Origin of the sequence: Streptomyces sp. NBC_00572, assembly GCF_026341815.1 — a bacterium.
Taxonomy (GTDB): Bacteria; Actinomycetota; Actinomycetes; order Streptomycetales; family Streptomycetaceae; genus Streptomyces.
On sequence record NZ_JAPENX010000001.1, the window covers coordinates 2265300 to 2290970 of the forward strand.

Genomic DNA, 25671 nt, shown 5'->3' on the forward strand with positions numbered 1-25671 from the left:
TCAGATCCCCACCGTGAAACCGCTGGACCAGCCCTGCATCGTGGCGACCATGTTGTCCCACGCGCCCGTGAGGAGCAGGACGCCGGTGACGATCATCATGCCGCCGCCGATCCGCATCACCCACACGTAGTGCTTCTTGACCCATCCGAACGCGCCGAGCGCCTTGCGGAAGGCGACGGCGGCGAGCACGAAAGGTACGCCGAGGCCGAGGCAGTAGGCGAAGGCGAGTATCGCGCCGCGGCCCGCGCTGGCCTGCTCCAGGGCGAGGGCGTTGACCGAGGCGAGCGTCGGGCCGATGCACGGGGCCCAGCCGATGCCGAAGAGCGCGCCGAGGATCGGCGCGCCGACCAGACCGGCGACGGGCTTCTTGTGGAAGCGGAACTCGCGCTGGGTGAACCAGGGCATCAGGCCGAGGAAGAACACGCCCATGAGGACCATCAGGACGCCGAGAATCATGTTGAGCGTGTCGCTGTACGCCTGGAGGTACGTCCCGAAGTAGCCGAAGAGGGCACCGCCGGAGACGAACACGGCGCTGAAGCCGAGGACGAAGAGCAGGGCGCCGGCGGTCATCCGGCCTCGGCGGCTCTCGCCGAGGTCGGTGCCGGTGACCCCGGTCACGTACGACAGGTAGCCGGGGACCAGCGGGAGCACGCACGGCGAGAAGAAGGAGACCAGGCCGCCGAGGACCGCGACGGGCACGGCGAGCAGCAGGGCTCCGCTGGTGATCGTCTCGTCCACGGGCCTACTTCTCCTTGAGGAGAGGCTCGATCATCGAACGGAGCTTCTCCTCGTTGAGCGCCATGAGCGAGCGTGCGGCGATCTTCCCCTCCTTGTCGAGGACGACGGTGGAGGGGATGGACTGCGGGGAGAGCGTGCCCTTGGGGAAGCCGAAGAGGATGAGCCTGCCCTGCGGGTCGTAGAGGCTGGGGTAGTCGACCCCGTAGTCCTCTTCGAAGGCGAGGGCGGGCTGCTTGTTGGGGTCGCGGGTGTTGAGGCCGACGAACTCGACGCCCTTGCCCTGGAGGTCCTTGGCGACCTTCGCGAAGTGCGGGGCCTCGGCGCGGCAGGGGGCGCACCAGGAGCCCCACACGTTGAGGACGACGACGTTGCCCTTGAGGTCGGCGACGTCGAGCTGCTTGCCGTCGAGGGTCTCGCCCGCCAGCTTTCCGGTGGAGGCGCGCTCGCCCTTGGCCGCGGTGGAGATACCACCCGTGTTGGTCACGAAGTTGGTGTTGCCACCGCCGCCGGACTTGCCGTTGCTGTCGCCGCCGCAGGCCGAGAGCGTGAGGGCGGCGGACAGCACTCCGACGGCGAGCAGGGTGCGTCGAGGGGCACGGCTAAGGCTCATGTGAAAAGTTTCGCATGGGCGTTTGGGGGATCTTGGGCACCCCCCTACGTGCCCGTAAAGCCCCTTGTCAAGATCGCCTAAGCGGACGGGGTGGACGAGGGGGTCGACGACGCGGGCTTGAGGAAAGTGTTCCAGCCGCCGGTCGGCTTCTGTCCCACTTCCAGCGAGCGCAGCCGCTGGAGGATCTTCGGGTCCTGGACGTCGAGCCAGTCGACGAACTGCTTGAAGGAGACGAGCCGGACGTCCTTCTTTCCGGCCATGCCCTTGAGCGCGTCCTCGACGGCGTCCATGTAGATGCCGCCGTTCCACTGCTCGAAGTGGTTGCCGATGAAGAAAGGCGCGCGATTCGACTCGTACGCGCGCGTGAAGCCGCCGAGAAGGGCTTCGGTCGCCTGCTTGCGCCAGCCCGGATAGCGCGAGGGCATGCCCTTCGTCGTGTTCTTCGACTGGTTGGCGAGCATGTTGTAGTCCATCGACAGGACCTCGAAGGAGTGCCCGGGGAAGGGCACGGCCTGCAGCGGGAGGTCCCAGATGCCCTGGCGCTTGGTGGGCCACATCTGCCGGCCGCCGGGCGAGCTGGCGTCGTAACGCCAGTTGAGCCGCTTGGCGGTGGGCAGCAGGTTGTCCTGGCCGAGGAGGCAGGGGGTACGGCCGCCGACGAGCTCCTTGGAGTAGTCGAAGGGCAGCGGGTCGAGGTCGGTCCAGCCGCTGTTCGTCTTCCACTCGGTGACGAACTTCATGGCCTGGTCGATCTCGCTCTGCCACTGGGCCGGGGTCCAGTTGCCGACGGAGCCGGAGCCGCCGCAGAAGTGCCCGTTGAAGTGGGTGCCGATCTCGTGGCCTTCGAGCCAGGCCTGCCGGACGTACTTCAGCGTGTCCTTGATGTGGTCGTCGGTGAGGTAGCCGATGTCCGAGGCGCCGACGCGGTTGTTCGGCGGGCGGTAGAGGTTCTTCTTCGACTCGGGGAGGACGTAGATCCCGGAGAGGAAGAAGGTCATCGCCGCGTCGTGGTTCTTGGCGAGTTCGAGGAAGCGCGGGAAGAGGCCGTTGCCGACCTCTCCGGCGCCGTCCCAGGAGAAGATCACGAACTGGGGCGGGGTCTGGCCGGGTTCGAGCGGGACGGGGGCGTCGGGCTGGTGCGGCTGCTTCCCGGTGTCGGCGGTGGAACCGTCACCGATGAGACGGACGTCGTCCTTGGTCGGGGTGGCCGTGCTCGGGTCCGCCGAGACGTCACCCCCCTTGCCCGGTCCGGAACGCCCCGGCTTGTCCTGGTTGCCGGTGCTGCACGCGGCGATTCCCATCGCCGCCGCGGCGCCAACGCCTGCCCCGAGCAGCCCCCTTCGACTGATCCCGCTGATCCCGCGCATGACATCCCCATTCGCGCTGACGTATGAACTGAACGTCATCCAAACCGACAATGAGTGAGATGCCGGGAGGAACACGGAGGTTCCGGGAATTCGCACAAAAATTTCAGGGCGGTCAGGTTGGCATGAACACCACCTGACCGCCCTGCACTGTGGACCGTGCGCTCCCGCGCTGTCCAGCGGGGCCGTACTCCTTCACCGAAGGACTACACCTCGCCCCGGAAGAACCCGGAAGAACTACGCCCCGAAGGCCTTCGACTTCCCCTTCACCGGCTTCGCACCGGCAAGAAGATGCGCCGGGACGAGGTCCCGGGCCGGCTCGCTGTACCCGACCGAGACGATCTTGTCGCCCTTGTACGTGAACGAGGTCAGCGAGGCGAGCGTGCACTGCCGCCGCCGCGGGTCGTGCCACAGCCGGCGCTTCTCCACGAAGCTGCGGACGATCCAGATCGGCAGCTGATGGCTGACCAGGACCGCCTCGTGCCCGCGGGCCGCGTCCTTCGCCGCGTCGAGCGCGCCCATCATGCGGACGACCTGCTCGACGTACGGCTCGCCCCAGGACGGCTGGAACGGATTCGTCAGGTGCTTCCAGTTCGCCGGCTTGCGCAGCGCCCCGTCACCGACGCCGAAGGTCTTGCCCTCGAAGACGTTCGCCGCCTCGATGAGCCGCTCGTCGCTCGCCAGATCCAGACCGTGCGACTTGGCGACCGGCGTGGCCGTCTCCTGCGCCCGCTCCAGCGGGGAGGCGACGACGTACGTGATGTCCCGGTCGGCCAGGTGCTCGGCGACCCGGTCCGCCATCTGCCGGCCCAGCTCGGAGAGGTGGTAGCCGGGGCGACGCCCGTAGAGGACACCGTCGGGGTTGTGCACCTCACCGTGCCGCATCAGATGGACGACGGTGATGTCCTGGTCGCTCTTCGGGGAGCTCGTCACGTCGCTCATGCCGTCGCCTCCGCGGCGGCGCGGGCGGCGGCCGGCAGGGCGGCGGCGATCCGCTCGATCGCCCGCTCGTCGTGGGAGGCCGAGACGAACCAGGACTCGAACGCGGACGGCGGCAGGTAGACGCCGTCGGCCAGCATCGAGTGGAAGAAGGCGTTGAAGCGGAAGGCCTCCTGCTGCTTCGCCTCGTCGTAGTTGCGCACCTCGTCCGCGGCGAAGAAGACCGAGAACATGTTGGACGCGGTCTGCAGCCGGTGCGCCACGCCCTCCTTCGCGAGCGCGCCGGTGACCAGGCCCTGGATCTCCTTCGAGACCGCGTTCACCTTGGCGTACGCCGCGTCGTCGAGCAGCCGCAACTGCGCGAGCCCGGCGGCGGTCGCGATCGGGTTACCGGAGAGGGTGCCCGCCTGGTAGACCGGCCCGGCCGGGGCGAGGTGACCCATGACGTCGGCGCGGCCACCGAACGCGGCGGCCGGGAAGCCACCGCCCATGACCTTGCCGAAGGTCAGCAGGTCGGCCTTGACGCCGTCGACGCCGTACCAGCCCGCCTTCGACGTACGGAAACCGGTCATCACCTCGTCGGAGATGTACAGCGCGCCGTTCTCCCCGCACAGGTCCGCCAGGCCCTGGTTGAAGCCGGCGGCCGGCGGCACGACGCCCATGTTGCCGGGCGAGGCCTCGGTGATGACACAGGCGATCTCGCCCGGGTGCGCGGCGAACGCGGCCCGTACGGCCTCCAGGTCGTTGTAGGGGAGCACGATCGTGTCCCCGGCCTGGGCGCCGGTCACGCCGGGCGTGTCGGGAAGGCCCAGGGTGGCGACGCCGGAACCGGCCGCAGCGAGCAGCGCGTCCACGTGGCCGTGGTAGCAGCCCGCGAACTTCACGACCTTGGCACGCCCGGTGAAACCGCGGGCGAGCCGGATCGCGGACATCGTCGCCTCGGTGCCGGAGGAGACGAGCCGCACCTGCTCGACGGGCTCGACGCGCGCCACGATCTCCTCGGCGAGCGCGACCTCGCCCTCGCCCGGCGTGCCGAAGGAGGTGCCGCGGACGACGGCCTGCTGCACCGCGGCGGTGACCTCGGGGTGCGCGTGGCCGAGGATCATCGGACCCCACGAGCACACCAGGTCGACGTACTCACGACCGTCGGCGTCGGTGAGGTAGGGACCGGAACCGGACACCATGAACCGGGGCGTTCCGCCCACGGCCCGGAAGGCACGCACCGGTGAGTTCACGCCGCCGGGCGTCACGAGGGAAGCGCGGTCGAAAAGCGTCTGTGAGACTGGGGCTTCGTATGAATACGGCACTGTGATCCTGACCTGCGAGAACGACTTCGGGCACGACATCGGGAACGGAGGGACGGTGTGAACATCCTGGGTATTACGCCGGGGCGTTCGCCCTCCGCGTCTGCGAAACTGGGGCGTCATAGGGATGACTCACGGAATCCATGGTGTCAGAGGCCACGGCGTTCTTGCGGACAGGTGTTTCACCGTACGAACGCGGGGGAGGTCACTGACACGATGATCGGGTTGCGCGGCGGGGTCGTGTTGCCGAGAAAAAGCAGTCGGGTGGAGATATGCATCGCGGTGGCGGACCGGGCGAGGGGACGGACGATCTGGGTCCGGAGTCTGCCCGCCGGGGGAGGCACCGGCGCCGGCGGAGCGAGGACCCGAGCTCGGGAGCCCAGGGCACTCCAGGCATTCCAGGCATCCCGGGGACATCGGGCCCTCCGGGAGAACCGGTCACCGGAAGCGGGAGTGGCCGGTTGGGGGTGACGTACAAGTACTTCGGCGCGCCCGACGGCGCCACGGCGGCGCGCGTCCCGATCTCGATGCGCCCCGAGGAGCTCGGCGGCGACGAGCTCGGCATGGGCGGCATGTTCACCAAGATCAAGCCGGAGACCATAGCGGCCATGGTCCTGACCGGCATCCAGGGCATGCCCCTCAACAAGGTGCCGCCGCTGGAGCTGGTGGTCCTCCACCCGGACTACGCGGTGGTGAAGCTGCCGATGACCGTCGTCGACCCGCTCCGCGCCATCGGCGAGGAATCGGTCGGCGCCGCCGCCTTCATCTGGTCCACGGTCCCCGACCGCGGCGGCCCGCGCGACGCGTTCGACGTCTACCAGCTGCTGCACGAGTGGCAGGACTTCTCGGTCCGCCTCCACGAGGCGGGCCACCAGCCGTACTGCCTGGTGTGGCCGTAGGGACGCGGTAGGGCGTCAGGCCCGCGTCCCGGCGTCTCGCGCGGCAGGGGCGCGGTAGGGCGTCAGGCCCGCTTCTCGGCGTCTCGCGCCGCTTCCGCGGCCTTCGCCGCCCTCGCGCGCTCGGCGGCCAGCTCGCGAGCGGAGGCCAGCCGGTACGGCACGTCGATGACGACGACGTTCTTCATGAACAGCAGCCGGGTCTTGAGGCGCAGCGCGCTCTGGTTGTGCAGCGGCTGCTCCCACCAGTGCCCCACCACGTACTCGGGGATGACCACCGAGATCACCGCGTCCCCCGTCCGCTCGGGCGCGTCCCGGACGTGCCGCAGGATCGGCTGGACGATCGAGCGGTACGGGGAGCTGAGCACCCGCAGGGGTACGTCGATGCCGCGGGCCGCCCAGGTCGCGCGGAGCACCTCCGCCTCCGCCGGGTCCTCGGCGACGGTGACGGCCGTGAGCGAGGCGGGACGCAGGGTCTTCGCGTACGACAGGGCCCGGAGGCTGGGTGCGTTGACCGAGGCCACCAGGACGAGGACGTGGTTCTCGGCGAGGGCGTGGGGCCGCTCGTGGGGGTCGACGGCGACCTCGGCGGCGACGGCGTCGTAGTGCCGCCGCACCCCTTTCATCCCGGCGAAGAGCACCGGCATCGCGATGACGACGAGCCAGGCGCCGTGGGTGAACTTGGTGATGAGCACGATGACGAGGACGACCGCCGTCAGACAGGCGCCGAAGGCGTTGATCGTGAGCCGGCGGTGGATGTTGTGACGGTCGGCGCGCCCGGCGGGTGTGGCGAGTTCTCGCCGCCAGTGCTTGACCATCCCGGCCTGGGAAAGGGTGAAGGAAACGAAGACGCCGAGGATGTAGAGCTGGATGAGGCGGGTCAGCTCCGCGTCGAAGGCGACGATGAGGACGATCGCGGCGAGCGCGAGGAGGACGATGCCGTTGGAGTAGACGAGCCGGTCGCCGCGGTGGAAGAGCTGGCGCGGCGCGTAGCGGTCACGGCCGAGCACGGAGGCGAGCATCGGGAAGCCGTTGAAGGCGGTGTTGGCCGCCAGGATCAGGACGCCCGCGGTGACGGCCTGGAGCACGTAGAAGAGGACGTGCCAGTCGCCGAAGGTGGCCCGTCCGATCTGCGCGAGCGCGGTGGACATCGGGGTGCCGGGCGGGAGTCCGAGTTCGGTGGGGTCCTCGGCGACATGGACCTCGTAGACCATCGCGAGCACGGTGATCCCGAAGAACATGGTCACGGACAGCCCGCCCATGATCGCGAGCGTCATCGCCGCGTTGCGGCTCTTGGGCTTGGCGAACGCCGGTACGCCGTTGCTCACGGCCTCGACACCGGTCAGCGCGGTGCAGCCGGAGGCGAAGGCACGCAGGGCGAGCAGCACGAGCGCGATCCCCGAGTAGGTGGAGACCGCGTGGACGGGCAGGACCGCGGACTCGGCGCGGATCGTCGAACCGGTCGCCATCCGTACGGCGGCCACCGCGAACATCAGGTAGATGACCGCGACGAAGGCGTACGTGGGGATGGCGAACCAGCGTCCCGACTCGCGTACTCCGCGCAGGTTCATCAAGGCGAGCAGGGCCACGAAGAACACCGACATGGCCACCGCGTGCCCGTCGAGCGAGGGGACGGCCGAGGTGATCGCGGCGACCCCGGAGACGACGGAGACGGCGACGGTCATCACGTAGTCGATGAGCAGCGCGGAGGCGGCGGTGAGCGCGGCGGTCTGCCCGAGGTTCTCGGCGGAGACGACATAGGCCCCGCCGCCGCCCGGATAGGCGTAACAGGTCTGCCGGTAGGAGGCGACGACGACCAGGAGCAGGATCACGATGCCGACCGCCGCGTACCAGGCCAGATGGAGCACGGCGAGGCCGCCGAGGGCCAGGATCAGCAGGATCTCCTCGGTGGCGTACGCGACCGAGGAAAGCGGGTCGCTGCAGAAGATCGGCAGGGCGACCCGCTTCGGCAACAGGGTCTCCCCGAGCCGGCCGCTGTCCAACGGACGACCTACGAGCAGGCGTTTCGCCGCACTTCCAGCTCTCATAAGTGCTGAAGTTAGGACGAATGGTATGTAATGCGCGGAAGCCGCGCCCTGTGGGGACCCCGTACGCCCGGTGGGAGCCCCGTACGAGGAAGGACCCTGACGCGTGAGCGGAGTACGAGGCGTGCGAGGAGTACGAATGGCCGGCGAGCCCATGCAGATCGGCGAGGTCGCCGCACGGACCGAACTGTCCCTGCGCACCATCCGGCAGTACGAGGACAGCGGCCTGGTCGTCCCGTCCGCGGCCTCGCCCGGCGGCTTCCCGCTCTACACGGACGCGGACGTGTCCCGGCTGATGGTCGTCCGCCGGATGAAGCCGCTCGGTTTCACCCTCGACGAGACGCGCGAACTCCTCACGGCCGTGGACCTGCTCGCCGCCGAGCGCGCGGGCACGGACACCGAGCTCGACCCGGACGAGCGGGCCGTGCTCGTGGCCCGCGTCCGCGGCTACGAGCAGGCCGCCGCGGAGCGGGTCGCCGAACTGCGGGCCCAGCTCTCCCGCGCGGAGGAGTTCGCCGACTCCCTCCGCCGCACCCGCCTCACCGCGACCCCGGCCTGACGGCGACACCGGCCTGACAGGCGAACGGGCGGACGGGCGGACGGCGGGCGGCTCTTGCGTCGAGTCAGACCGCGAGCGCCTCGGCCAGGGCTCGGAAGAAGCGCGCGTAGGCGGCCGGGCTGGGCGGGGTCTCCGGGTTCCAGGGTGTGAACCGGGCTCCGGACAGGGCCTCGTCCGGCGCCGTGGCATGGGCCCGGCTGTCGAAGAGGACCAGGTCGGGGCGGAGATCGGCGGCGCGGTCCCAGTCCCCGGTGAGCCAGTTCGCCCCGGGACCGGGACCCGGGTCGACGAGCCGGACGCCCAGCTCGGCGAGTCTCGCCAGCTCGGGCCAGGCGAGCGGCCGGGCCAGATGCACCTGGTCGGGCCCGGCCCCGGAGAGCGCGAGCACGGCGAACCCGGACCGGGCGGCCACCTCCCGGAGCGCGTCCTCGGCGGCCCGGAGCTCGGCCGGGGAACCCTCGGCGGGGGTTTCGGCGCGCGGCGCGGCCCCCAGGCTCACCGCCAGCGCGCCGAAGCGATCGAGGATCGCCGGCAGGGTGAGCTCGTTGCCGACCGAGAGCGCGACGAGCGGCACCCCGAGCCGTTCGGCGACGGCCTCGTCGAGCGCGTAGGGGCTCTTCCCGTCGTAGGTCACGTCGACGATCACGTCCGGCCGGAGCTCGCGCAGCAGTCCCTCGTCCAGGACCCGGCCCGGCCCGAGGTACGTCACCGCGGCCGCCCGCAGCCCGCCCTCCTTCGCCGGATCGAGGACCTCGCCGTCGTGGCCGGAGCCGTACACGGCGACCGGCGTCACGCCCAGGTCACACAGGGCGGCCCCGGCCCGTACGTACGCGATCACCCTCCGCGGCACCCGTGCCGCCCCCAACTCCGTACCCCTGTCGTCCGTGAATCCCCATGCCTGTGCCCCGGACATACGGCTGCTCCCTCCCCGGCCGGAATGTGCCTCTTCCGGTCACCTTGGAGCGGTTCCACGGCCCGCACAAGAGGGCCTGCCGGCCGTGCGCGCCACCGGGGCCCGCCCGGTCCGGGACCAAGGTCCCGGACCCCCTGCCGAAAGTCCCCCAGGGTGGTGTTAACTGAACACGTCGGGAGGAAGCAGGAGGAATCGTCGACGCCCTCGTGCCCCCGCGCCACCTGCCCGGGCGCGCAGCGTACGGGCGGCCCTCACGCCCTGGAGTGAGTCATGTCCTTGCCCGGCCAGTTCTCCGACCCCCGTGTGATCACGCTCTTCGGCCTACTCGCCGTCTCGACGGTGGTGTGGCTGTCGCTCGGTCTGCGCGCCCGCGCCCGCGACCGCCGTGACCGGGCGCGCACTCCGCTGGAGCGGGTCTGGCATCCGCAGGAGTCGATAGAGCTGACGCCCGCGGAGGAGCACACCTTCGGCCAGGTCGTCTCGCGGCTCTCCCTGGGCTCGGCGGGCCGCCTGCGCTGAGCGGCGGCGCTCCCCGGGCCTCGGCCGGCCGCCTGCGCCGAGCCGCGCCTCTCCGGGAGTCCGTGCGGCCGACGGTTCTCAGACCCCTCAGGCCTCTCAGGCCCCTTAAGCCCCTCAGTCCCTTCAGAACCCTCAGGCCGGCAGAACCCTCAGGCCTCTCAGACCGCTCAGGCCTCTCAGACCGCTCAGGCCTCCCAGGCGCGCGGATCGCGGCCCGTCGTCGCGAGCAGCCGCTCGAAGAGGGTGGCGTCGGCGGGCAGGTCGACGGCCTCCCCGAAGACGCTCATCTTCCGGGCCATGGGCGCCATCCGCTCCACCTCCTCGACGAGCCCCTCGACCACGGCCGGGTCGGGTGCGAAGCTCCGCCCGGTGGCACGGGCCAGGTCCCAGGCGTGCACGGTCAGGTCGAGCAGCACCATGGATCCGACGGCCCGCGCCGGCATCCCCATGCCCCCGGTGGTGCCCTCCTCGGCGCCGGGCGCCGACCAGGCCTCGACGAGCTTCCCGGCCTCGATCTCGAAGCGGTCCCGCCATTCGGCCTCGGCGAGCCAGTCCTTGGTGGAGTCGAGATCGGCGGCCTGCTTGGCGGCGAGCGCCTGGAAGTGCACGACGACGCCGAGGAGATGGTTCAGCAGGGCGCGGACGTCGTACTCGGCACAGGGCGTGGGCGCACCGAGCGAGGCGTCGTCGATGTCCCTGACCAGCGGCGTGGCACGGGTGGCGGCACTGCGGAGCAGATCGCCGATGCGGGGCGGGGCCTGGTTCGTCATGGGGGCGACGCTAGAGCAGCCTGCCCACCCCCGTCTTGAAGAAACACGCCAGGGCGAGAATGAGACAGCCCCTAGCATCGGAGCATGTCCGACTCCGCTCCCCGCCGGGACACCCGCGGCATCGTCGACCCCGCCGAACTGCTCACCCACGTCCGCTTCCGCCGCCACACCCCGGCGCCGGAGCTGCGGCCCTATCTGGAGCACTACTGGCTGATCGACTGGGAGCTGCCGGAGCCGTACGCGACCCATGTCGTCCCGCACCCGTCGGTGAACATCGTCTTCCAGCGGTACGGGGCGATCGGCGCCCCGGCGGCGGAGGTGCGCGCCTCCGCCGAGGTCGCCGGGGTCGGGCTCGGCCTGTTCACCCAGAAGCTGACGGAGGCGGGCCGGGTCTGCGGGGTGCAGTTCCGGCCCGGCGGCTTCCGGCCCTTCGCGCCCGCGTGGCCGGTGTCGAACTGGACGGGCCGCCGGGTCCCCCTGGCCGAGGTCTTCCCGGACCGGGGCGACGACGAACCGCTGTCCGCCGTCCTCTCCCCCGCCACCGACCACGCGCGCGTGGCGGCACTCGACGCCTTCCTCCTCGCCCACGGCCCCGCCCCCGACCCGGCCGCCCACCGGGCCATGGAGCTCGTGGACCTGGTCCGGGGCGACCGCGCGATCCGCAAGGTGGCCCAGCTGTCCTCGGCGACGGGCCTGTCGGCGCGCTCGCTCCAGCGCCTCTTCGCGACCCAGGTCGGCGTCGGTCCGAAGTGGGTGATCCTGCGCTACCGCATCCACGAGGCCCTGGAGCGTGCCGAGGCCGCGGAGAGTGCGGACGCCCCGGACTGGGTGGCACTGGCGGCGGAGCTGGGTTACAGCGACCAGGCCCATCTCGTACGGGACTTCACGGCGACCGTCGGGGTGCCGCCGACGGCGTACGCCCGTGGACTGTCGGTGCCCTGACCTACCGTACGGACATGGACACCGACACCGCCTCGCCCGTACGGCTCGAACCCTGGTCCGAGGCCGACGCCGGCCTGCTGCGCGCCCTGAACGCACCGGAGTTGATGGAGCACCTGGGCGGCCCGGAGAGCGAGGAGCAGCTCGTCCGGCGCCACCGGCGGTACGTGGACCTGAGCGCCGACGACACGGGCGCGGGGCGGATGTTCCGGATCGTGCTTCTGCCGGAGGAGGCCGTGGCCGGCAGCATCGGCTTCTGGGTGCGGACCGGCGACGGCGAGCCGGCGTACGAGACCGGGTGGGCCGTGCTGCCGGGCTTCCAGGGCCGGGGCGTGGCGAGCGCCGCCACGCGCGCGGTGGCGGTGGAGGCCCGGGCCGCGGGCCTCCACCGTTTTCTCCACGCGTTCCCGTCGACGGAGAACGCCGCGTCGAACGCGGTGTGCCGCAAGGCGGGGTTCGAGCTGCTCGGCGAGCGGGACTTCGAGTATCCGCCGGGGTGCCCGATGCGCTGCAACGACTGGCGCCTCGACCTGGAGAAGCCGGGCCGGGAGGCGCTCTAGGCGCTGCTAGGAGGCGTCTTCCGGTGTGGTGAGCGGCCGGGTGAAGTGGAAGGCCACGATGTCGAAGCGCTCGCGCAGGTAGAAGCGGTGGGCTCCGGTGCGGTGGGTGCCGGAGTCCAGGTTGAGCTCGTGGCAGCCGGCGGCGCGGGCGTGCTCCTCCAGGTGGCCGATGAGCGCGTGGCCGACCCCGGTGGAGCGGGTGGCGGCGGCGGTCACGAGGTCGTCGACGTAGAGCTTGCGCAGGGAGCTGGTGTTGATGACGATGCGCCAGCCGGCCGCGCCGACGCAGCGGCCCTCGTCCGAGTAGGCGGCGCTGAAGCGCAGCCCCTGGGGGTGTCCGGCCTCGTAGACCTCGCGGAAGAGATCCGGGGTGAGGTGAGGGCGGAGCTCGGCGAGAACGGGCAGGAGGTCGTTCTCCAGCCGGGGGTCGCCGGGTTCGAGGTCGATGATCTTCATGCCGGGACGGTACCTCAGGGTTTTATCCGGGTTGACGCGCAGGGCACGACCCTGGATATTTATCTGCGTGACGCAGATGATGCGCCACGAAGGCATACGACTCACCCTGACTCGCCCTTGGAAGGACACTCCTCATGACCGTTCTCGTCACCGGCAGCCGCGGCCGCGTCGCCTCCACCCTGCTCGGCCTCCTCGACGCCGCCGGGATCAAGGCGAAAGCCGCCTCCAAGAACCCCACGGACCTCTCCCCACCGCCCGGCGTCGACACCGTGCGCTGCGATCTCACCGATCCGGCCACCTTCGACACCGCCCTGACCGGCGTCGACTCCGTCTTCCTCTACGCCGAGGCGACCCACGCCGAGGCCTTCGCCGACCGCGCCCGCGCCGCGGGCGTGGAGCACGTCGTCCTTCTCTCCTCCAGCTCCGTCCTCGCGCCGGACGCCGCCGAGAACCCGATCGCCGCCTCCCACCTCGCCGCCGAGCGCGCCCTCTCCGCCGCCGCGGACGCCGGAGCCTTCGAGGCCACCCACCTCCAGCCGGGCGCCTTCGCCACCAACACCCTGCAGTGGGCCTGGGCGCTCCGGGACGGACGTGGCCCCGCCCTGCCCCATCCGCACTCGTACGGCGATCCGATCCATGAGCGCGATGTCGCCGAGGCGGCCTTCGCGGTGCTCACCGAGCCCCGACTGCGCGGTTCCTCGTATCTGCTGACGGGCCCCGAGTCGCTGACCTTCGTCGAGCAGCTGGCGATACTCGCCGAGGTGACGGGACGACCCGCGCCCCACACCGTCGTGACCCCCGAGGAGTGGAAGCGGTCGGTCGCCGGCTTCATGCCGGAGGCGTTCGCCGAAGCCCTCCTCTCCTACTGGGCCACGAACGACGGCCGACCGACACCACTGACCCGCACGGTCGAGGAACTGACCGGCCACCCAGCCCGCGCCTTCGCCACCTGGATCGCCGACCACGAGGAGGCCTTCCGCCCCTGAGGGGCCCGACACCCCGGACCGACGGGCGACAGGCGACCCGACTCGCCACCGGGCTCCCGAGCTCCCCGGACTCCACCGGGTCCACCGAGTCCGGGTCCACCGACGGCGAATTCCCTGGCCGCCCCTCCCACCCCGATGCGATCCTGTCCCCGTGAACGGACCGGAGATCCACATCAGCTTCGCCCCCGGCCTGGGGCTCTTCGTCTCGGCGGACCGCCGCTCGGGCCCGACACCCGTGACCACCGACGGGGCCTCCTCGCTAGGCCACGTCGTGGAGTCGCTCGGCGTGCCCCTCACCGAGGCCGGCCGGCTTCTGGTCGACGGGCGGCCCGTCGACACCTCGCACGTCCCCGCGGCTGGAGAGACCGTCGAGGTGGAGGGCGTCGCCCGCCCGCAGTCGGTACCGCCGGGCGCGCCCCTCCGGTTCCTGCTCGACGTGCACCTCGGCACGCTGGCCCGGCGACTTCGGCTGCTCGGGGTGGACGCGGCCTACGAGAGCGAGGACATCGGCGACCCCGCCCTGGCCACCCTCTCCGCGCGCGAACGGCGCGTCATGCTCTCGCGGGACCGCGGACTGCTGCGCCGTCGTGAACTGTGGGCGGGGGCCTACATCTACAGCGACCGCCCGGACGACCAGCTCCGGGACGTCCTTGAGCGCTTCGCGCCGCCACTCGCGCCCTGGACGCGGTGCACGGCGTGCAACGGGGAACTGAGCGACGCCGACAAGGACGCGGTGCGCGAGCGCCTGGAGCAGGGCACGGAGAAGTCGTACGACGTGTTCGCCGAGTGTGTGGAGTGCGGCCGGGTCTACTGGCGCGGCGCCCACCACGCCCGTCTTGAGGCGATCGTCTCCGACGCGGTACGGGAGTTCGGCGGCGCGACGGCCGGCTGACGGTCAGTCCAGGTCGCCGCCACGCAGCCGTTCGATCTGCGCGGCGCTGACCTCGACGGTACGCCGCATATGGGCGATGAGCAGGGCGACCTCGGCGTCGCTGTAGACGTCGAACATCGTGCCCCAGGTGCTGTTGAGCTTGCGCCACAAGGCGCCGAGTTCCGCGATCCGCTCGGGCACTAGGGCCACGAGAACCCGACGCCGGTCCTCGGTGTCCCGTTCGCGCGTCACGTACCCGGACCGCTCAAGACGGTCGACGAGGCGGGTCGCGGAGCCGGTGGTGAGCCCGGTCAGCTCGGCGACCCGTCCGGTGGTCACCGGCGCCTCCTCCAGGCTGAGCAGGTTCAGACACTGCACATCGGTCGGGTGGAGCCCCAGGTGATCGGCGACGGCCTGGTTGAACAGGGCGTACGCCGCCATGTAGCGGCGGGCCTCTCCCTGCAGCTCGGTCATCAGGGCCTCACGCCGGGCGGAACTCTTCTGCGTCATGCAGAGATTGTACGAAGCAGGCACCGCCCCGTCCCGGTCCGCACCCACGGGTGTCCTCAGGGCGCCTCGGCGGTCAGATAGCGCTGCACGGTCGGGCCGAGCCAGGCCACGATCTCCCCGGGGGACATCTCGACGACCGGCGGCAGCCTCAGCACATAGCGGGTGAGCGCCATGCCGAGGATCTGGGACGCGACGAGCCCCGCCCGCCGCGGGGCCTCGGCGGGGTCGGGGCAGACGCCCCGGGTCACGGGCCCGAGCTGCTCGGCGAAGATCGCCTGCATCCGTTCGGCCCCGGCCGCGTTGGTGACCCCCACCCGCAGGAGCCCGGTGAGGACGTCGTCCCGCTCCCAGCGCTCCAGGAAGTGGGTGACCAGGACCGCCCCGATGTGCCGCGCGGGCAGGCCGCCCAGCTCGGGCAGGTCCAGCTCGATCGCCGAGGCGGCGGCGAACAGGCCCTCCTTGTTGCCGTAGTAGCGCATGACCATCGACGGGTCGATCCCGGCGTCCCGGGCGATGGCCCGGATGGTGGCGCGGTCGTATCCGTCGGAGGCGAAGCGCTCGCGGGCGGCCTCCAGGATGGCGGCTCTGGTGGCGTCGGAACGGCGGGCGGTCGTCATACCAACGACTGTAGGCCAACAAGCGTTGACATTCCATCCGAGCCGCCCCTACAGTCGCCAACAAGCGTTGACCAACAGATGTTGGCCAACGGTCGTGGGCACCCTGGAGGCAGCCATGAGCACCACGAAGACCACGGAAACGACAGGGACGACAGGGATGACAGGGACGACGGACACCCAGGTCCTCGTCATCGGCGCGGGCCCCACCGGCCTGCTCCTCGCCGGCGACCTCGCCGCCGCCGGCATCGCCGTCACCCTCGTCGAGCGCCGCCCGCCCGGCCTCGCCAACATGACCCGCGCCTTCGGCGTCCACGCCCGCACCCTGGAGCAGCTCGACGCCCGCGACCTCGCGGACGAGCTCCTCACCACGGGCACGACCCTCGACAGCGCCAAGCTCTTCGGCCGGCTCGACCTCGACCTCACCCGGCTGCCCAGCCGCTTCAACCACCTGCTCGTCACCCCGCAGTACGAAGTGGAGCGCCTCCTGGAGCGCCGGGCGGTCACCGCGGGGGTCACCTTCCGGTACGGGACGGAGCTGCGCGGACTGCGCCAGGACGCCGACACGGTCACGGCGGAGTTCACCGACGCCGACGGAGCACCGCTCACCCTCACCGCCCGCCACCTCGTCGGCGCGGACGGCGTCCGCAGCACGGTCCGCACCACCCTGGGCCTGCCCTTCCCCGGCGGCTCCGTGATCCGCTCCCTCGTCCTCGCTGACGTCCGCCTCACGGAGGAGCCCGCCGACTCGTTCAGCGTCAGCGGCTCCGGCGACACCTTCGCCTTCCTCGCCCCCTTCGGCGACGGCTGGTACCGGGTGATGGGCTGGAGCCGCACCCGCCAGGTCGCCGACACCGAGCCCGTCGACCTCGACGAGGTCCGCGAGATCACCCGCCGCGCCCTCGGCACCGACCTCGGCATGCACGACGCCCGCTGGATCTCCCGCTTCCACAGCGACGAGCGCCAGACACCGGCCTACCGGGTGGGCCGGGTCTTCCTCGCCGGTGACGCCGCCCACGTCCACTCCCCCGCCGGCGGCCAGGGCATGAACACCGGCCTCCAGGACGCCGCCAACCTCTCCTGGAAGCTCACCGCCGTCCTGCGCGGCGACACACCCACCCCCGAAGCCCTCCTCGACAGCTACCAGTCCGAGCGGCACCCCGTCGGCGCCACCGTGCTGCGCACCAGCGGCGCGCTCGTACGCCTCGCGATGGCCCACACCCCGCTCACCCGCACCGCCCGCTCCCTCGCCGCCCGTTTCCTGGGCGCGGTTCGACCCGCCTCCGCCCGCGCGATGAGCATGATCAGCGGAATCGGCATCGCGTACGCGCCCCCGACGGGCTCCAGGCGCCCCGCGGGCCGCCGCGCACCGGACCTGAGACTGCGCGAAGGCCGTCTCTACGAGCTGCTGCGCGCGGGCGAGTTCGTGCTGATCGCCCCGGAGGGCAAGCCCCCGGCCCTCCCCGAGACCGCCCCGGTCTCACCCGAGCGCCTCGTACGAGCCACCTGGACGGACCCGACGCGAAGGACCGCGGTACTGGTCCGCCCCGACGGCTACGTCCACTGGACGAGCCGCTGAGACGCACTCGGAGGACTCAGAAGACGTACGGATCGCCGGTGGCGAGCACGAGCACGCGATGCCGGTCGTTCCGCGGATTCCGGTCGGCCACCCCGTCCCGCCAGGCCGTGGTGATGTCCACGGTCAGCTCGTCCGGAAGGCCCGCGGTCCGCAGATCGAGCGCCAGCTCACCGACGCCCCCCGCGGCCCGCAGCTCGCCCGTGCGGCAGGAGACCACCCGGTCACTGCTCCACAGACAGGCCGGCGGCAGCTCCTGGCCCCCCGACATCGGCACGGAGAAGGCGAGCCGGACCGTCGCCTGGGAGAGATCGGTGGGCCCGAGGTTCTCACTGACCAGCCAGACGCCGACCCGCCCGTCCCAGAGGGAGACATGACCGTGATGGGCCAGATCAGCCTCCGACCTCGCCACCGGCCCCACGGCACCGGCTGCCGCGCCCGCGCCCATCACCGCCGTGGCCGCGAGAGCGACCCCGAGCACAGCCTTTCGCAATCCACACATAGGCCCAAAATAGCCACAGATCATCCGATCTTCTGACAACTCATCAGTCAGCGTGTCCCATGGCAGGCTTCCCCCATGCTCACCGCCCGCTCCATCGCCCTCTTCGTCCTCGCGGCGCTCTTCGAGATCGGCGGCGCCTGGCTCGTCTGGCAAGGCGTCCGGGAGCACCGCGGCTGGATCTGGATCGGCGGCGGCGTCCTGGCCCTCGGCATCTACGGCTTCGTCGCCACCCTCCAGCCCGACGCCGAGTTCGGCCGCGTCCTCGCCGCCTACGGCGGAGTGTTCGTCGCCGGATCCATCGCCTGGGGAATGGCGGCCGACGGCTACCGGCCCGACCGCTGGGACGTCATCGGCGCCCTCGTCTGCCTCGCGGGCATGGCCGTGATCATGTACGCCCCGCGAGGCCGCTGACCGGTGCCGCCTATCCTGGCCGGGCGATCGACGTAATCGACCATCTGCGCGAGGAGCACCACGTCATGACTGCCCCCGGTACCCCCATCGCCGTCATCACCGGAGCGAGCAGCGGAATCGGCGCCGCCACGGCCAGGCAGCTGGCCGCCGCCGGCTACCGCGTGGTCCTCACCGCCCGGCGCAAGGACCGCATCGAGGAACTGGCCGCCGAGATCAACGAGGCCGGCCACCAGGCCACGGCCTACGCCCTCGACGTCACCGACCGCACCGCCGTCGACGAGTTCGCCACCGCCTTCGGCACCCTCGCCGTCCTGGTCAACAACGCGGGCGGCGCCCTCGGCGCCGACCCCGTCGCCACCGGAGACCCCGCCGACTGGCGCCAGATGTACGAGGTCAACGTCATCGGCACGCTGAACATGACCCAGGCCCTGCTCCCGGCCCTCACCGCGAGCGGCGACGGCACGGTCGTCGTCCTCTCCTCGACCGCCGGCCACTCCACCTACGAGGGCGGCGCCGGCTACGTGGCCGCCAAGAACGGCGCCCGCGTCATCGCCGAGACCCTCCGCCTGGAGATCGTCGGCACCCCGGTCCGCGTCATCGAGATCGCCCCCGGCATGGTCAAGACCGACGAGTTCGCCACCACCCGCTTCCGCGGCGACACCGACAAGGCCGCCAAGGTCTACGCCGGCGTGGCCGAACCCCTGACGGCGGACGACGTCGCCGACACCATCACCTGGGCCTGCACCCGCCCCCCGCACGTCAACATCGACCTCCTGGTCGTCCGCCCCCGAGCCCAGGCCTCCAACACCAAGGTCCACCGCGAGCTCTGACAACACGGCGACACGTTCGGGTGAACCACCTCGATCACCCACACGGCGCCCGCACCCCCGACCTGACGTCGAAGACAACTCCATACAGAACGGCCCTCGGCAGGGACTGCAATCCCAGCCGAGGGCCTCACCACTTCCAGCACAGCTGTCGGCGCGTACCTCTGCCACTACGCAAAGAAGGTCACTGGCGCAGAACGCCAGATCGCACGAAACGCGCGTGACGGGATCTACAACGTCCTGTACATCCGGCCTCAGCCCTTGATGCAGATGAACTGCTTCAGCTTGGCGACGACCTCGACCAGGTCCCGCTGCTGGGCCATGACCTGCTCGATCGGCTTGTACGCGCCGGGGATCTCGTCCACGACGCCGGAGTCCTTACGGCACTCCACACCCCGCGTCTGCTCCTCCAGGTCCCGCACCGTGAAGCGACGCTTCGCCTCGCTCCGGCTCATCCGCCGTCCCGCACCGTGCGACGCGGAGTTGAAGGCCTTCTCGTTGCCGAGACCCTTCACGATGTACGAGCTGGTCCCCATCGATCCGGGGATGATCCCGAAGTCTCCCGAGCCGGCTCGGATCGCGCCCTTCCGCGTGACCAGCAGATCCATCCCCTCGTACCGCTCCTCCGCCACATAGTTGTGGTGACAGGAGATCTCGGTCTCGAAGGACACCTTCGCCTTCCGGAACTCCTTGCGGATCACTTCCTTCAGGAGCGCCATCATGATCGCGCGGTTGTACTTCGCGTACTCCTGCGCCCAGTACAGATCGTTGCGGTAGTCCGCCATCTGCGGTGTGTCGGAGACGAACACCGCCAGGTCGCGGTCGACCAGGCCCTGGTTGTGCGGCAGCTTCTGGGCAATGCCGATGTGGTGCTCGGCCAGCTCCTTGCCGATGTTGCGGGAGCCGGAGTGCAGCATCAGCCAGACCGCACCTGACTCATCGAGACAGATCTCGATCATGTGATTTCCTGATCCGAGCGTTCCCATCTGCTGTCGCGCCCGTTCCTGACGGAACTTGACCGCATCGGCCACCCCGTCGAACCGCGACCAGAAGTCGTCCCAGCCCGACGTCGGGAACTGGTAGAGCCGCCCCGGCTCCACCTCCGACCGGTGCAGACCCCGGCCCACCGGGATCGCCTGCTCGATCTTCGACCGGAGCCTCGACAGATCGCCCGGCAGGTCGTTCGCCGTCAGCGAGGACTTGACCGCCGACATGCCGCAGCCGATGTCCACCCCGACCGCCGCCGGACAGACCGCGCCCTGCATCGCGATCACCGAGCCGACCGTCGCGCCCTTGCCGTAGTGCACGTCCGGCATCACGGCGAGGCCCTTGATCCACGGCAGCGTCGCCACGTTCTGCAGCTGCTGCATGGCACCGCCCTCCACCGTGGCGGGGTCGGCCCACATCCGAATGGATACTTTCGCCCCAGGTACCTCTACGTACGACATACTTCCTCGATTCCCCCGAAAAGTCTGATAACGCAAAAACCGGCGCCAAAGCCCGTACAGGTGACAGCGGACCGGCATCAACAGCTGCGTGTGCGATAGACATTGTGTCCATCGGCCGGGTTCGCGCGGCAAACAGTTTTCGGAAAAGACCTCGGGAGAAGGGAGCCTGGGAGCGTGCAGCGAAAGAGGTACACCCCCGGCCGCACCGGGTCCACGGCTCGTACCGCCGTCGTCCTCACACTCGGCCTCGGCCTCGGAATCGGCCTCACCGGCTGCTCGGCAGGCACCCCGGCCGACGACATCACCGTCGACGCCAAGGCCGGCCCCGCCGCGCCCGTCGCGCCCCCGGGGCGCTACCGCACGCTCTTCGAGCCCTGCGGCGCCGTGCCCCAGGCCACGCTCAAGGACCTGCTCCCGGGCGCCGCCGCCCTGGCCGACCCCGAGCGCGACAAGGCGTACCGCGGCGTCGCCGCCGTGACGTACGACACCGACCGGCGCGTCGGCTGCACGTGGAAGGCCGACACCCCGGACCTCTCGCACCGGCTCGTGCTCGACATCGAGCGGGTGGTCTCGTACGACACCGCCGTCAGCGACGACGACCGGGCGCAGGAGGTCTACGTCCGCAAGCAGCTCGCGGCGGGCATCCCGCTGCCCCCGACCGCCCCGCCGACGACCGCCCCGCCCACGGCGACGCCGACCTCCCCGGGCACCGCCCCGGCGACCGGGCAGACCCCGGGCAAGACCCCGGGCACCACCCCGACCGGCAGCGCACCGACGGGCAAGCCCCCGGCGGACGCCACCACCGGCACCACTCCCCCGGCCGGCACCGGGAGCGCCACCGCGCCCGCCACCGGAGCCACCCCCGCCGGCCCCACCTCGACCGGCCTCGAACCCCGCGTCCTCGACAGCCTCGGGGACATCGCGTACGTCGACGACGCCCTGAGCACGGTCGGCGCGAACGGTCACCAGCGCGCCATCAGCGTGGTGTTCCGCACATCCAACGTCATCGTGACCGTCTCCTACCAGGAGCAGACCACCGGTTCCGCCGAGGCCCCCGACAGCGGGGAACTGCAGGAAAAGGCCCGGAACCTGGCCCGGTTGCTCGCCGAGCGCCTGGAGGAGTAGCCGCCCGCATCCGCTCCGTGAGCGGACGGACACCACGTAACGTGTCGGCGTACCCGTGGCCCCACGCCGTGGCCGTACCCGTGGCCGCCGGACCCACCGGCCGGACCGTACGACAAGCGACTGAAGGAACCATGCAGCGAACAGCTCCGCGACTCACCCGCATACTCGCCTGCGCCGCCGTCCCGGTGATGCTCGTCGTCGCCGGCTGCTCCTCGGACTCCGGCGACGGCGGCTCCGGCGCGACGGGATCGAAGGACAAGGCCGGCGCGTCGTCGTCCGCCACACCTTCGCCCTCGCAGACGACGAAGACGGTCGAGCCGGCGAAGTTCGCGAAGCTGCCCGAGGCCTGCAAGGCGATCGTCGCGAAGACGACGTCCTCGCTCGTGCCCAAGGCGAAGACCAAGAAGGGCACGCCGGCCGCCTCCAGCGACCTCACCAGCCGTAGCGGCTGCTCGTGGAACGGTCTCGACGACAAGGGCGTGAAGGGCTCGCAGTACCGCTGGCTCGACGTGTCCTTCTACCGGTACGAGTCGGACGCCTCCCTCGGCAGCGGCCAGGAGCGCGCGCAGGAGAACTTCGCGAAGGAGCTCGCCAAGATCGAGGAGACTCCGGGCGCGAAGAAGCTCCGCACGACGACGGCCGCGGGCGTCGGCGAGGAGGCGAAGTCGGTCGCGTACCAGCTGCGGAAGACGAACGAGGACTTCGTCTACAACTCCGTCGTCGCGCGGACGGGCAATGTGCTGGTGCTGCTCTCGTACAACGGCGCCGGGTACGCGGGCGCGTCCGCCCCGTCGGAGAAGACGGTCATGAGCGGCGCGCTGAAGGCGGCCAAGGAAGCGGTGGCCGCGGTCGCCGCCGCCAACAAGTAGTCCGACCAGCGGTCCCGGCAATCGACCGGGACAATTGACCGGGGCAATTTAGTCCCAACAACTAGTCACAAACCAGCGCATAGTGGCACGTCCGCGCGGAGCCCGTCCCTCCCCCGAGGGCCGGGCTCCGTATGCATGTGCCAGTCTGTGCGCGCGAGATGTCGAATGACGGGGAGGGGATCGCGGGTGGCCGCGATGCAGCTGACACGCACACACCGGATACTCATCGGCCTCGTCATCGCCGGTGCGTTGATCATCGCGGGGATCGGTTTCGCGGGTTCGTACGCCGCCGTGCGCGAGCTCGCGATGAACAAGGGCTTCGGCACCTTCTCCTACTTCTTCCCGATCGGCATCGACGCGGGCATCTGTGTGCTGCTCGCCCTCGACCTGCTGCTGACGTGGCTGCGGATCCCGTTCCCGCTGTTGCGGCAGACCGCCTGGGTGCTGACCGCGGCGACGATCGCGTTCAACGGCGCGGCCGCCTGGCCCGACCCGCTGGGCGTCGGGATGCACGCGGTGATCCCGGTGCTGTTCGTCGTGGCCGTCGAGGCCGCGCGGCACGCCGTGGGCAGGATCGCGGACATCACGGCGGACAAGCACATGGAGGGCGTGCGGCTGACCCGCTGGCTGCTCTCCCCCGTGCCGACGTTCCGGCTGTGGCGCCGCATGAAGCTGTGGGAGCTCCGCTCGTACGAGCAGGTCATCAAGCTGGAGCAGGAGCGGCTGATCTACCAGGCGCGTCTCCAGGCCCGTTACGGCCGGAGCTGGCGCCGCAAGGCGCCCGTGGAGGCGCTGATGCCGCTGCGGCTCGCGCGGTACGGGGTGCCGCTGGCGGAGACGGCGGCGGCGGGCCTCGCGGCGGCCGGCATCGAACCGGCCGTCCTGCCCCCGCAGCCCCAGGGCGCCGCGCAGCAGCTGCCGCAGATGTCGCAGCAGCCCCAGCTGCAGCCGGCAGCGCAGGCACCCCTGCCGCAGCAGCTGCCGCAACCGGGACAGCCGCAGCCCCAGCAGCAGCTGCCCCAGGGCCAGGGCCCGATGCAGAACCAGCAGGTGCAGGGTCAAGGCCAGCTGCAGGCCCCCGGCGAGCCCCCGAACCACGACAGCCCGTGGTTCCAGTCGCCGCAGCTTCCGTCGGAGGCGCACGAGACGGCCTTCGCCCCCCAGTACGTCGAGGGTCTGGAGCCGACCGCGGTCGCCGTCCCGCTCGGCCCGGAGGACCTCCCGCTCCCCGGCCTCGGGCAGGAGCAGGGTGCCGAGAGCTTCGAGGAGTACCCGGAGTACGTCGACCCCGAGCCGGTCGACGACTTCGAGGAGACGGTCTACAAGCTCGCGTGGGGCTACTCCCACGAGAACAAGGCGTTCCCCGCCGAGGGCGAGCTCCAGCGGCTGGTGGCGGACCACTACGGCCTCCAGGAGTTCCCGGACACCGATCTGCTGCGTCGGCTGGCCCCCAGGATCGAGCAGCGCATCCAGCAGGAGATGGCCGACTTCGACACCCCCTGACACACCCGAAGCCATGGGAAAGGGCCGCCACCCGGATGCCGGGTGGCGGCCCTTTCACACACTCGGCTCACCGAGCCATGCTCACGCGCCGAGCAGCTTCCTCACCCGGTCCGCGCCCACGGCGAGCAGCAGCGTGGGCAGTCGCGGCCCGGTCTCCCGGCTGACGAGGAGCTTGTACAGCAGGGCGAAGAACGCGCGCTGCGCGAGCTTCAGCTCGGGCGTCGGCTTGGCCTCGGGGTCGAGACCGGCCATGACCTTCGGGACGCCGTAGACGAGCGTGGTGAGCCCGTCGAGCGACCAGTGGCTGTCGAGGCCCTCCAGGAGCAGGCGGAGCGACTCGCGGCCCTCGTCGTCCAGGGAACCGAGGAGCTCGGCGTCGGGCGCCTCGCGGACGATGGTGCGCTGGTCGGCCGGGACCTGGCTGGTGATCCAGTTCTCGGCGCGGTCGAGTCGCGGCCGGACCTCGTCGAGGGAGGTGACCGGGTTCTCGGGGTCGAGTTCGGTCAGGATCCGCAGGGTCTGCTCGTCGTGGCCGGCGGTGATGTCCATGACCGAGGCGAGCGTGCGGTACGGGAGCGGGCGCGGGGTCCGCGGCAGCTCACCGGCGGCCGTGCGGGCGGCGCGGGTGTGGGCGGCGGCGTCGGCGGGCAGCACGGAGCCGTCGGCGACCTTGGCCTCCAGCTTGTCCCACTCGTCGTAGAGCCGCTGGATCTCCTGGTCGAAGGCGATCTTGAAGGACTGGTTGGGCTTGCGGCGCGCGTACAGCCAGCGCAGCAGCGGTGCTTCCATGATCTTCAGGGCGTCGGCGGCGGTTGGGACGCCACCGCGCGACGAGGACATCTTGGCCATGCCGCTGATGCCGACGAAGGCGTACATCGGGCCGATCGGCTGGACGCCGTCGAAGATCTCGCGGACGATCTGGCCGCCGACGACGAACGACGAGCCGGGCGAGGAGTGGTCGACGCCCGAGGGCTCGAAGATGACGCCCTCGAAGGCCCAGCGCATCGGCCAGTCGACCTTCCAGACCAGCTTGCCGCGGTTGAACTCGCTCAGCTTCACGGTCTCGGCGAAGCCGCAGTTGGTGCAGGTGTAGGCCAGCTCGGTGGTGTCGTCGTCGTACGAGGTGACCGTGGTCAGGTCCTTCTCGCACTGCCCGCAGTACGGCTTGTACGGGAAGTAGCCCGAGGAGCCGCCGGAGCCGTCATCCTCGCTCGCCGCGCCGGAGCCCTCCTCGGCCTCCAGCTCGGCCTCGTCGACCGGCTTCTGCGACTGCTTCTTCGGCGCCTTCTTCGTCCGGTACTGGTCGAGGATGGCGTCGATGTCGCCGCGGTGCTTCATGGCGTGCAGGACCTGCTCGCGGTAGGTGCCCGCGGTGTACTGCTCGGTCTGGCTGATCGGGTCGTACTCGACGCCCAGCTCGGCCAGCGCCTCGACCATGGCGGCCTTGAAGTGCTCGGCCCAGTTCGGGTGGGGCGAGCCGGCGGGGGCCGGAACCGAGGTCAGGGGCTTGCCGATGTGCTCGGCCCAGGACGCGTCGATGCCCTCGATGCCGTTGGGCACCTTGCGGTAGCGGTCGTAGTCGTCCCAGGAGATCAGGTGCCTGACCTCGTGCCCGCGGCGGCGGATCTCGTCGGCGACCAGGTGCGGGGTCATGACCTCGCGGAGGTTACCGAGGTGGATCGGGCCGGACGGGGAGAGGCCGGAGGCGACGACGACCGGTTTGCCAGGCGCACGTCGCTCCGACTCGGCGATGACCTCGTCCGCGAAACGGGAGACCCAGTCGGTCTCTGTGCTGCTCTGAGCCACGGTCGGTACGT

General features: G+C 70.9%; 27 protein-coding genes. 13 read left to right on the forward strand and 14 right to left on the reverse strand.

Going from position 1 to position 25671, the window contains the following annotated elements:
* The 5 genes from OG514_RS10245 to hemL form a co-directional block, all read right to left on the reverse strand.
* On the reverse strand, window positions 1-738 hold the full coding sequence (locus tag OG514_RS10245) for a cytochrome c biogenesis CcdA family protein (RefSeq protein WP_266893080.1): 738 nt from the start codon (window positions 736-738) through the stop codon (window positions 1-3).
* A gap of 4 nt (window positions 739-742) precedes the next feature.
* Complete coding sequence (locus tag OG514_RS10250) at window positions 743-1348, reverse strand: TlpA disulfide reductase family protein (RefSeq protein ID WP_266893081.1); 606 nt, start codon at window positions 1346-1348, stop codon at window positions 743-745.
* Between the two features lie 77 nt (window positions 1349-1425).
* Window positions 1426-2706: a hypothetical protein gene (locus OG514_RS10255; RefSeq protein ID WP_266900815.1), complete on the reverse strand. Its 1281-nt coding sequence runs from the start codon at window positions 2704-2706 to the stop codon at window positions 1426-1428.
* Between the two features lie 243 nt (window positions 2707-2949).
* The gene (locus OG514_RS10260; RefSeq protein WP_266893083.1) at window positions 2950-3654 is read right to left on the reverse strand and encodes a histidine phosphatase family protein; all 705 of its coding nucleotides are present in this window, start codon (window positions 3652-3654) and stop codon (window positions 2950-2952) included.
* Window positions 3651-4997 carry a glutamate-1-semialdehyde 2,1-aminomutase gene (gene hemL, locus OG514_RS10265; protein WP_266893085.1) on the reverse strand — a complete coding sequence of 449 codons (1347 nt, stop codon included), beginning with the start codon at window positions 4995-4997 and terminating at the stop codon, window positions 3651-3653. The genes OG514_RS10260 and hemL overlap by 4 nt, the downstream gene beginning before the upstream one ends.
* Window positions 4998-5227: 230 nt before the next feature.
* On the opposite strand from hemL, the gene OG514_RS10270 reads away from it, so the two are divergent.
* Window positions 5228-5854: a hypothetical protein gene (locus OG514_RS10270; RefSeq protein ID WP_266893087.1), complete on the forward strand. Its 627-nt coding sequence runs from the start codon at window positions 5228-5230 to the stop codon at window positions 5852-5854.
* A gap of 62 nt (window positions 5855-5916) precedes the next feature.
* Here the strand turns inward: OG514_RS10270 and OG514_RS10275 are convergent, their stop codons facing one another.
* Window positions 5917-7899, reverse strand: coding sequence for an APC family permease (locus OG514_RS10275; RefSeq protein WP_266893089.1), 1983 nt, complete (start codon window positions 7897-7899; stop codon window positions 5917-5919).
* 136 nt (window positions 7900-8035) lie between these two features.
* On the opposite strand from OG514_RS10275, the gene OG514_RS10280 reads away from it, so the two are divergent.
* Window positions 8036-8455: a MerR family transcriptional regulator gene (locus OG514_RS10280; RefSeq protein ID WP_266893091.1), complete on the forward strand. Its 420-nt coding sequence runs from the start codon at window positions 8036-8038 to the stop codon at window positions 8453-8455.
* A 64-nt stretch (window positions 8456-8519) separates the two neighbouring features.
* Here the strand turns inward: OG514_RS10280 and OG514_RS10285 are convergent, their stop codons facing one another.
* A complete protein-coding gene (locus OG514_RS10285; RefSeq protein ID WP_266893093.1) occupies window positions 8520-9368 on the reverse strand; it encodes an ABC transporter substrate-binding protein in 849 nt (282 codons plus the stop codon).
* A gap of 270 nt (window positions 9369-9638) precedes the next feature.
* Between OG514_RS10285 and OG514_RS10290 the strand changes: the two genes are divergently transcribed.
* Window positions 9639-9887 carry a hypothetical protein gene (locus tag OG514_RS10290; RefSeq protein ID WP_266893095.1) on the forward strand — a complete coding sequence of 83 codons (249 nt, stop codon included), beginning with the start codon at window positions 9639-9641 and terminating at the stop codon, window positions 9885-9887.
* A 185-nt stretch (window positions 9888-10072) separates the two neighbouring features.
* Here OG514_RS10290 and OG514_RS10295 read toward each other — a convergent pair whose 3' ends face one another.
* Window positions 10073-10657 (reverse strand): TIGR03086 family metal-binding protein, encoded by a 585-nt coding sequence (locus OG514_RS10295; RefSeq protein WP_266893097.1) that lies wholly within the window; start codon window positions 10655-10657, stop codon window positions 10073-10075.
* 84 nt (window positions 10658-10741) lie between these two features.
* On the opposite strand from OG514_RS10295, the gene OG514_RS10300 reads away from it, so the two are divergent.
* Together OG514_RS10300 and OG514_RS10305 are read left to right on the forward strand one after the other, a co-directional pair.
* Window positions 10742-11599 carry a helix-turn-helix domain-containing protein gene (locus tag OG514_RS10300; RefSeq protein ID WP_266893099.1) on the forward strand — a complete coding sequence of 286 codons (858 nt, stop codon included), beginning with the start codon at window positions 10742-10744 and terminating at the stop codon, window positions 11597-11599.
* A 14-nt stretch (window positions 11600-11613) separates the two neighbouring features.
* Complete coding sequence (locus OG514_RS10305; protein ID WP_266893101.1) at window positions 11614-12156, forward strand: GNAT family N-acetyltransferase; 543 nt, start codon at window positions 11614-11616, stop codon at window positions 12154-12156.
* A 6-nt stretch (window positions 12157-12162) separates the two neighbouring features.
* On the opposite strand, the gene OG514_RS10310 is transcribed toward OG514_RS10305, so the two are convergent.
* Window positions 12163-12612: a GNAT family N-acetyltransferase gene (locus OG514_RS10310; RefSeq protein ID WP_266893103.1), complete on the reverse strand. Its 450-nt coding sequence runs from the start codon at window positions 12610-12612 to the stop codon at window positions 12163-12165.
* 134 nt (window positions 12613-12746) lie between these two features.
* On the opposite strand from OG514_RS10310, the gene OG514_RS10315 reads away from it, so the two are divergent.
* Window positions 12747-13598, forward strand: coding sequence for an NAD(P)H-binding protein (locus OG514_RS10315; protein WP_266893105.1), 852 nt, complete (start codon window positions 12747-12749; stop codon window positions 13596-13598).
* A gap of 151 nt (window positions 13599-13749) precedes the next feature.
* Window positions 13750-14490: a Mut7-C RNAse domain-containing protein gene (locus OG514_RS10320; protein ID WP_266893107.1), complete on the forward strand. Its 741-nt coding sequence runs from the start codon at window positions 13750-13752 to the stop codon at window positions 14488-14490.
* A gap of 3 nt (window positions 14491-14493) precedes the next feature.
* Here the strand turns inward: OG514_RS10320 and OG514_RS10325 are convergent, their stop codons facing one another.
* Complete coding sequence (locus OG514_RS10325) at window positions 14494-14979, reverse strand: MarR family winged helix-turn-helix transcriptional regulator (RefSeq protein ID WP_266893109.1); 486 nt, start codon at window positions 14977-14979, stop codon at window positions 14494-14496.
* Window positions 14980-15035: 56 nt separating this feature from the next.
* Complete coding sequence (locus OG514_RS10330; protein WP_266893111.1) at window positions 15036-15596, reverse strand: TetR/AcrR family transcriptional regulator; 561 nt, start codon at window positions 15594-15596, stop codon at window positions 15036-15038.
* A 115-nt stretch (window positions 15597-15711) separates the two neighbouring features.
* Between OG514_RS10330 and OG514_RS10335 the strand changes: the two genes are divergently transcribed.
* Entirely contained in the window at window positions 15712-17172 is a 1461-nt protein-coding gene (locus OG514_RS10335) for an FAD-dependent monooxygenase (protein ID WP_266893113.1), read from the forward strand.
* A 16-nt stretch (window positions 17173-17188) separates the two neighbouring features.
* Here the strand turns inward: OG514_RS10335 and OG514_RS10340 are convergent, their stop codons facing one another.
* Window positions 17189-17650, reverse strand: coding sequence for a hypothetical protein (locus OG514_RS10340; protein WP_266893115.1), 462 nt, complete (start codon window positions 17648-17650; stop codon window positions 17189-17191).
* 96 nt (window positions 17651-17746) lie between these two features.
* On the opposite strand from OG514_RS10340, the gene OG514_RS10345 reads away from it, so the two are divergent.
* On the forward strand, window positions 17747-18082 hold the full coding sequence (locus tag OG514_RS10345) for a YnfA family protein (RefSeq protein ID WP_266893117.1): 336 nt from the start codon (window positions 17747-17749) through the stop codon (window positions 18080-18082).
* 65 nt (window positions 18083-18147) lie between these two features.
* Window positions 18148-18912, forward strand: coding sequence for an SDR family NAD(P)-dependent oxidoreductase (locus tag OG514_RS10350; protein WP_266893119.1), 765 nt, complete (start codon window positions 18148-18150; stop codon window positions 18910-18912).
* A gap of 251 nt (window positions 18913-19163) precedes the next feature.
* Here the strand turns inward: OG514_RS10350 and OG514_RS10355 are convergent, their stop codons facing one another.
* Window positions 19164-20357 carry an RtcB family protein gene (locus OG514_RS10355; RefSeq protein ID WP_266893121.1) on the reverse strand — a complete coding sequence of 398 codons (1194 nt, stop codon included), beginning with the start codon at window positions 20355-20357 and terminating at the stop codon, window positions 19164-19166.
* Window positions 20358-20531: 174 nt separating this feature from the next.
* Between OG514_RS10355 and OG514_RS10360 the strand changes: the two genes are divergently transcribed.
* The 3 genes from OG514_RS10360 to OG514_RS10370 all read left to right on the forward strand — a co-directional run bounded on the left by OG514_RS10360 (window position 20532) and on the right by OG514_RS10370 (window position 23854).
* Window positions 20532-21482 (forward strand): DUF3558 domain-containing protein, encoded by a 951-nt coding sequence (locus tag OG514_RS10360; protein WP_266893123.1) that lies wholly within the window; start codon window positions 20532-20534, stop codon window positions 21480-21482.
* A 131-nt stretch (window positions 21483-21613) separates the two neighbouring features.
* Window positions 21614-22351 (forward strand): DUF3558 domain-containing protein, encoded by a 738-nt coding sequence (locus OG514_RS10365; protein WP_266893125.1) that lies wholly within the window; start codon window positions 21614-21616, stop codon window positions 22349-22351.
* Between the two features lie 186 nt (window positions 22352-22537).
* A complete protein-coding gene (locus OG514_RS10370; protein ID WP_266893127.1) occupies window positions 22538-23854 on the forward strand; it encodes a DUF2637 domain-containing protein in 1317 nt (438 codons plus the stop codon).
* An 81-nt stretch (window positions 23855-23935) separates the two neighbouring features.
* Here OG514_RS10370 and lysS read toward each other — a convergent pair whose 3' ends face one another.
* Entirely contained in the window at window positions 23936-25660 is a 1725-nt protein-coding gene (gene lysS, locus OG514_RS10375) for a lysine--tRNA ligase (protein WP_266893129.1), read from the reverse strand.
* Window positions 25661-25671 lie beyond the last annotated feature (11 nt).

Coding starts and splice junctions, on each gene's coding strand:
- OG514_RS10290 (WP_266893095.1), top strand. CDS start 9,639: ATGTCCTTGCCCGGCCAGTTCTCCGACCCCCGTGTGATCACGCTCTTC.
- OG514_RS10250 (WP_266893081.1), bottom strand. CDS start 1,348: ATGAGCCTTAGCCGTGCCCCTCGACGCACCCTGCTCGCCGTCGGAGTG.
- OG514_RS10335 (WP_266893113.1), top strand. CDS start 15,712: ATGAGCACCACGAAGACCACGGAAACGACAGGGACGACAGGGATGACA.
- OG514_RS10280 (WP_266893091.1), top strand. CDS start 8,036: ATGGCCGGCGAGCCCATGCAGATCGGCGAGGTCGCCGCACGGACCGAA.
- OG514_RS10350 (WP_266893119.1), top strand. CDS start 18,148: ATGACTGCCCCCGGTACCCCCATCGCCGTCATCACCGGAGCGAGCAGC.
- OG514_RS10355 (WP_266893121.1), bottom strand. CDS start 20,357: ATGTCGTACGTAGAGGTACCTGGGGCGAAAGTATCCATTCGGATGTGG.
- OG514_RS10330 (WP_266893111.1), bottom strand. CDS start 15,596: ATGACGACCGCCCGCCGTTCCGACGCCACCAGAGCCGCCATCCTGGAG.
- OG514_RS10275 (WP_266893089.1), bottom strand. CDS start 7,899: ATGAGAGCTGGAAGTGCGGCGAAACGCCTGCTCGTAGGTCGTCCGTTG.
- OG514_RS10300 (WP_266893099.1), top strand. CDS start 10,742: ATGTCCGACTCCGCTCCCCGCCGGGACACCCGCGGCATCGTCGACCCC.
- OG514_RS10295 (WP_266893097.1), bottom strand. CDS start 10,657: ATGACGAACCAGGCCCCGCCCCGCATCGGCGATCTGCTCCGCAGTGCC.
- hemL (WP_266893085.1), bottom strand. CDS start 4,997: ATGTCGTGCCCGAAGTCGTTCTCGCAGGTCAGGATCACAGTGCCGTAT.
- OG514_RS10285 (WP_266893093.1), bottom strand. CDS start 9,368: ATGTCCGGGGCACAGGCATGGGGATTCACGGACGACAGGGGTACGGAG.
- OG514_RS10325 (WP_266893109.1), bottom strand. CDS start 14,979: ATGACGCAGAAGAGTTCCGCCCGGCGTGAGGCCCTGATGACCGAGCTG.
- OG514_RS10260 (WP_266893083.1), bottom strand. CDS start 3,654: ATGAGCGACGTGACGAGCTCCCCGAAGAGCGACCAGGACATCACCGTC.
- OG514_RS10310 (WP_266893103.1), bottom strand. CDS start 12,612: ATGAAGATCATCGACCTCGAACCCGGCGACCCCCGGCTGGAGAACGAC.
- OG514_RS10270 (WP_266893087.1), top strand. CDS start 5,228: ATGCATCGCGGTGGCGGACCGGGCGAGGGGACGGACGATCTGGGTCCG.
- OG514_RS10305 (WP_266893101.1), top strand. CDS start 11,614: ATGGACACCGACACCGCCTCGCCCGTACGGCTCGAACCCTGGTCCGAG.
- OG514_RS10345 (WP_266893117.1), top strand. CDS start 17,747: ATGCTCACCGCCCGCTCCATCGCCCTCTTCGTCCTCGCGGCGCTCTTC.
- OG514_RS10365 (WP_266893125.1), top strand. CDS start 21,614: ATGCAGCGAACAGCTCCGCGACTCACCCGCATACTCGCCTGCGCCGCC.
- OG514_RS10315 (WP_266893105.1), top strand. CDS start 12,747: ATGACCGTTCTCGTCACCGGCAGCCGCGGCCGCGTCGCCTCCACCCTG.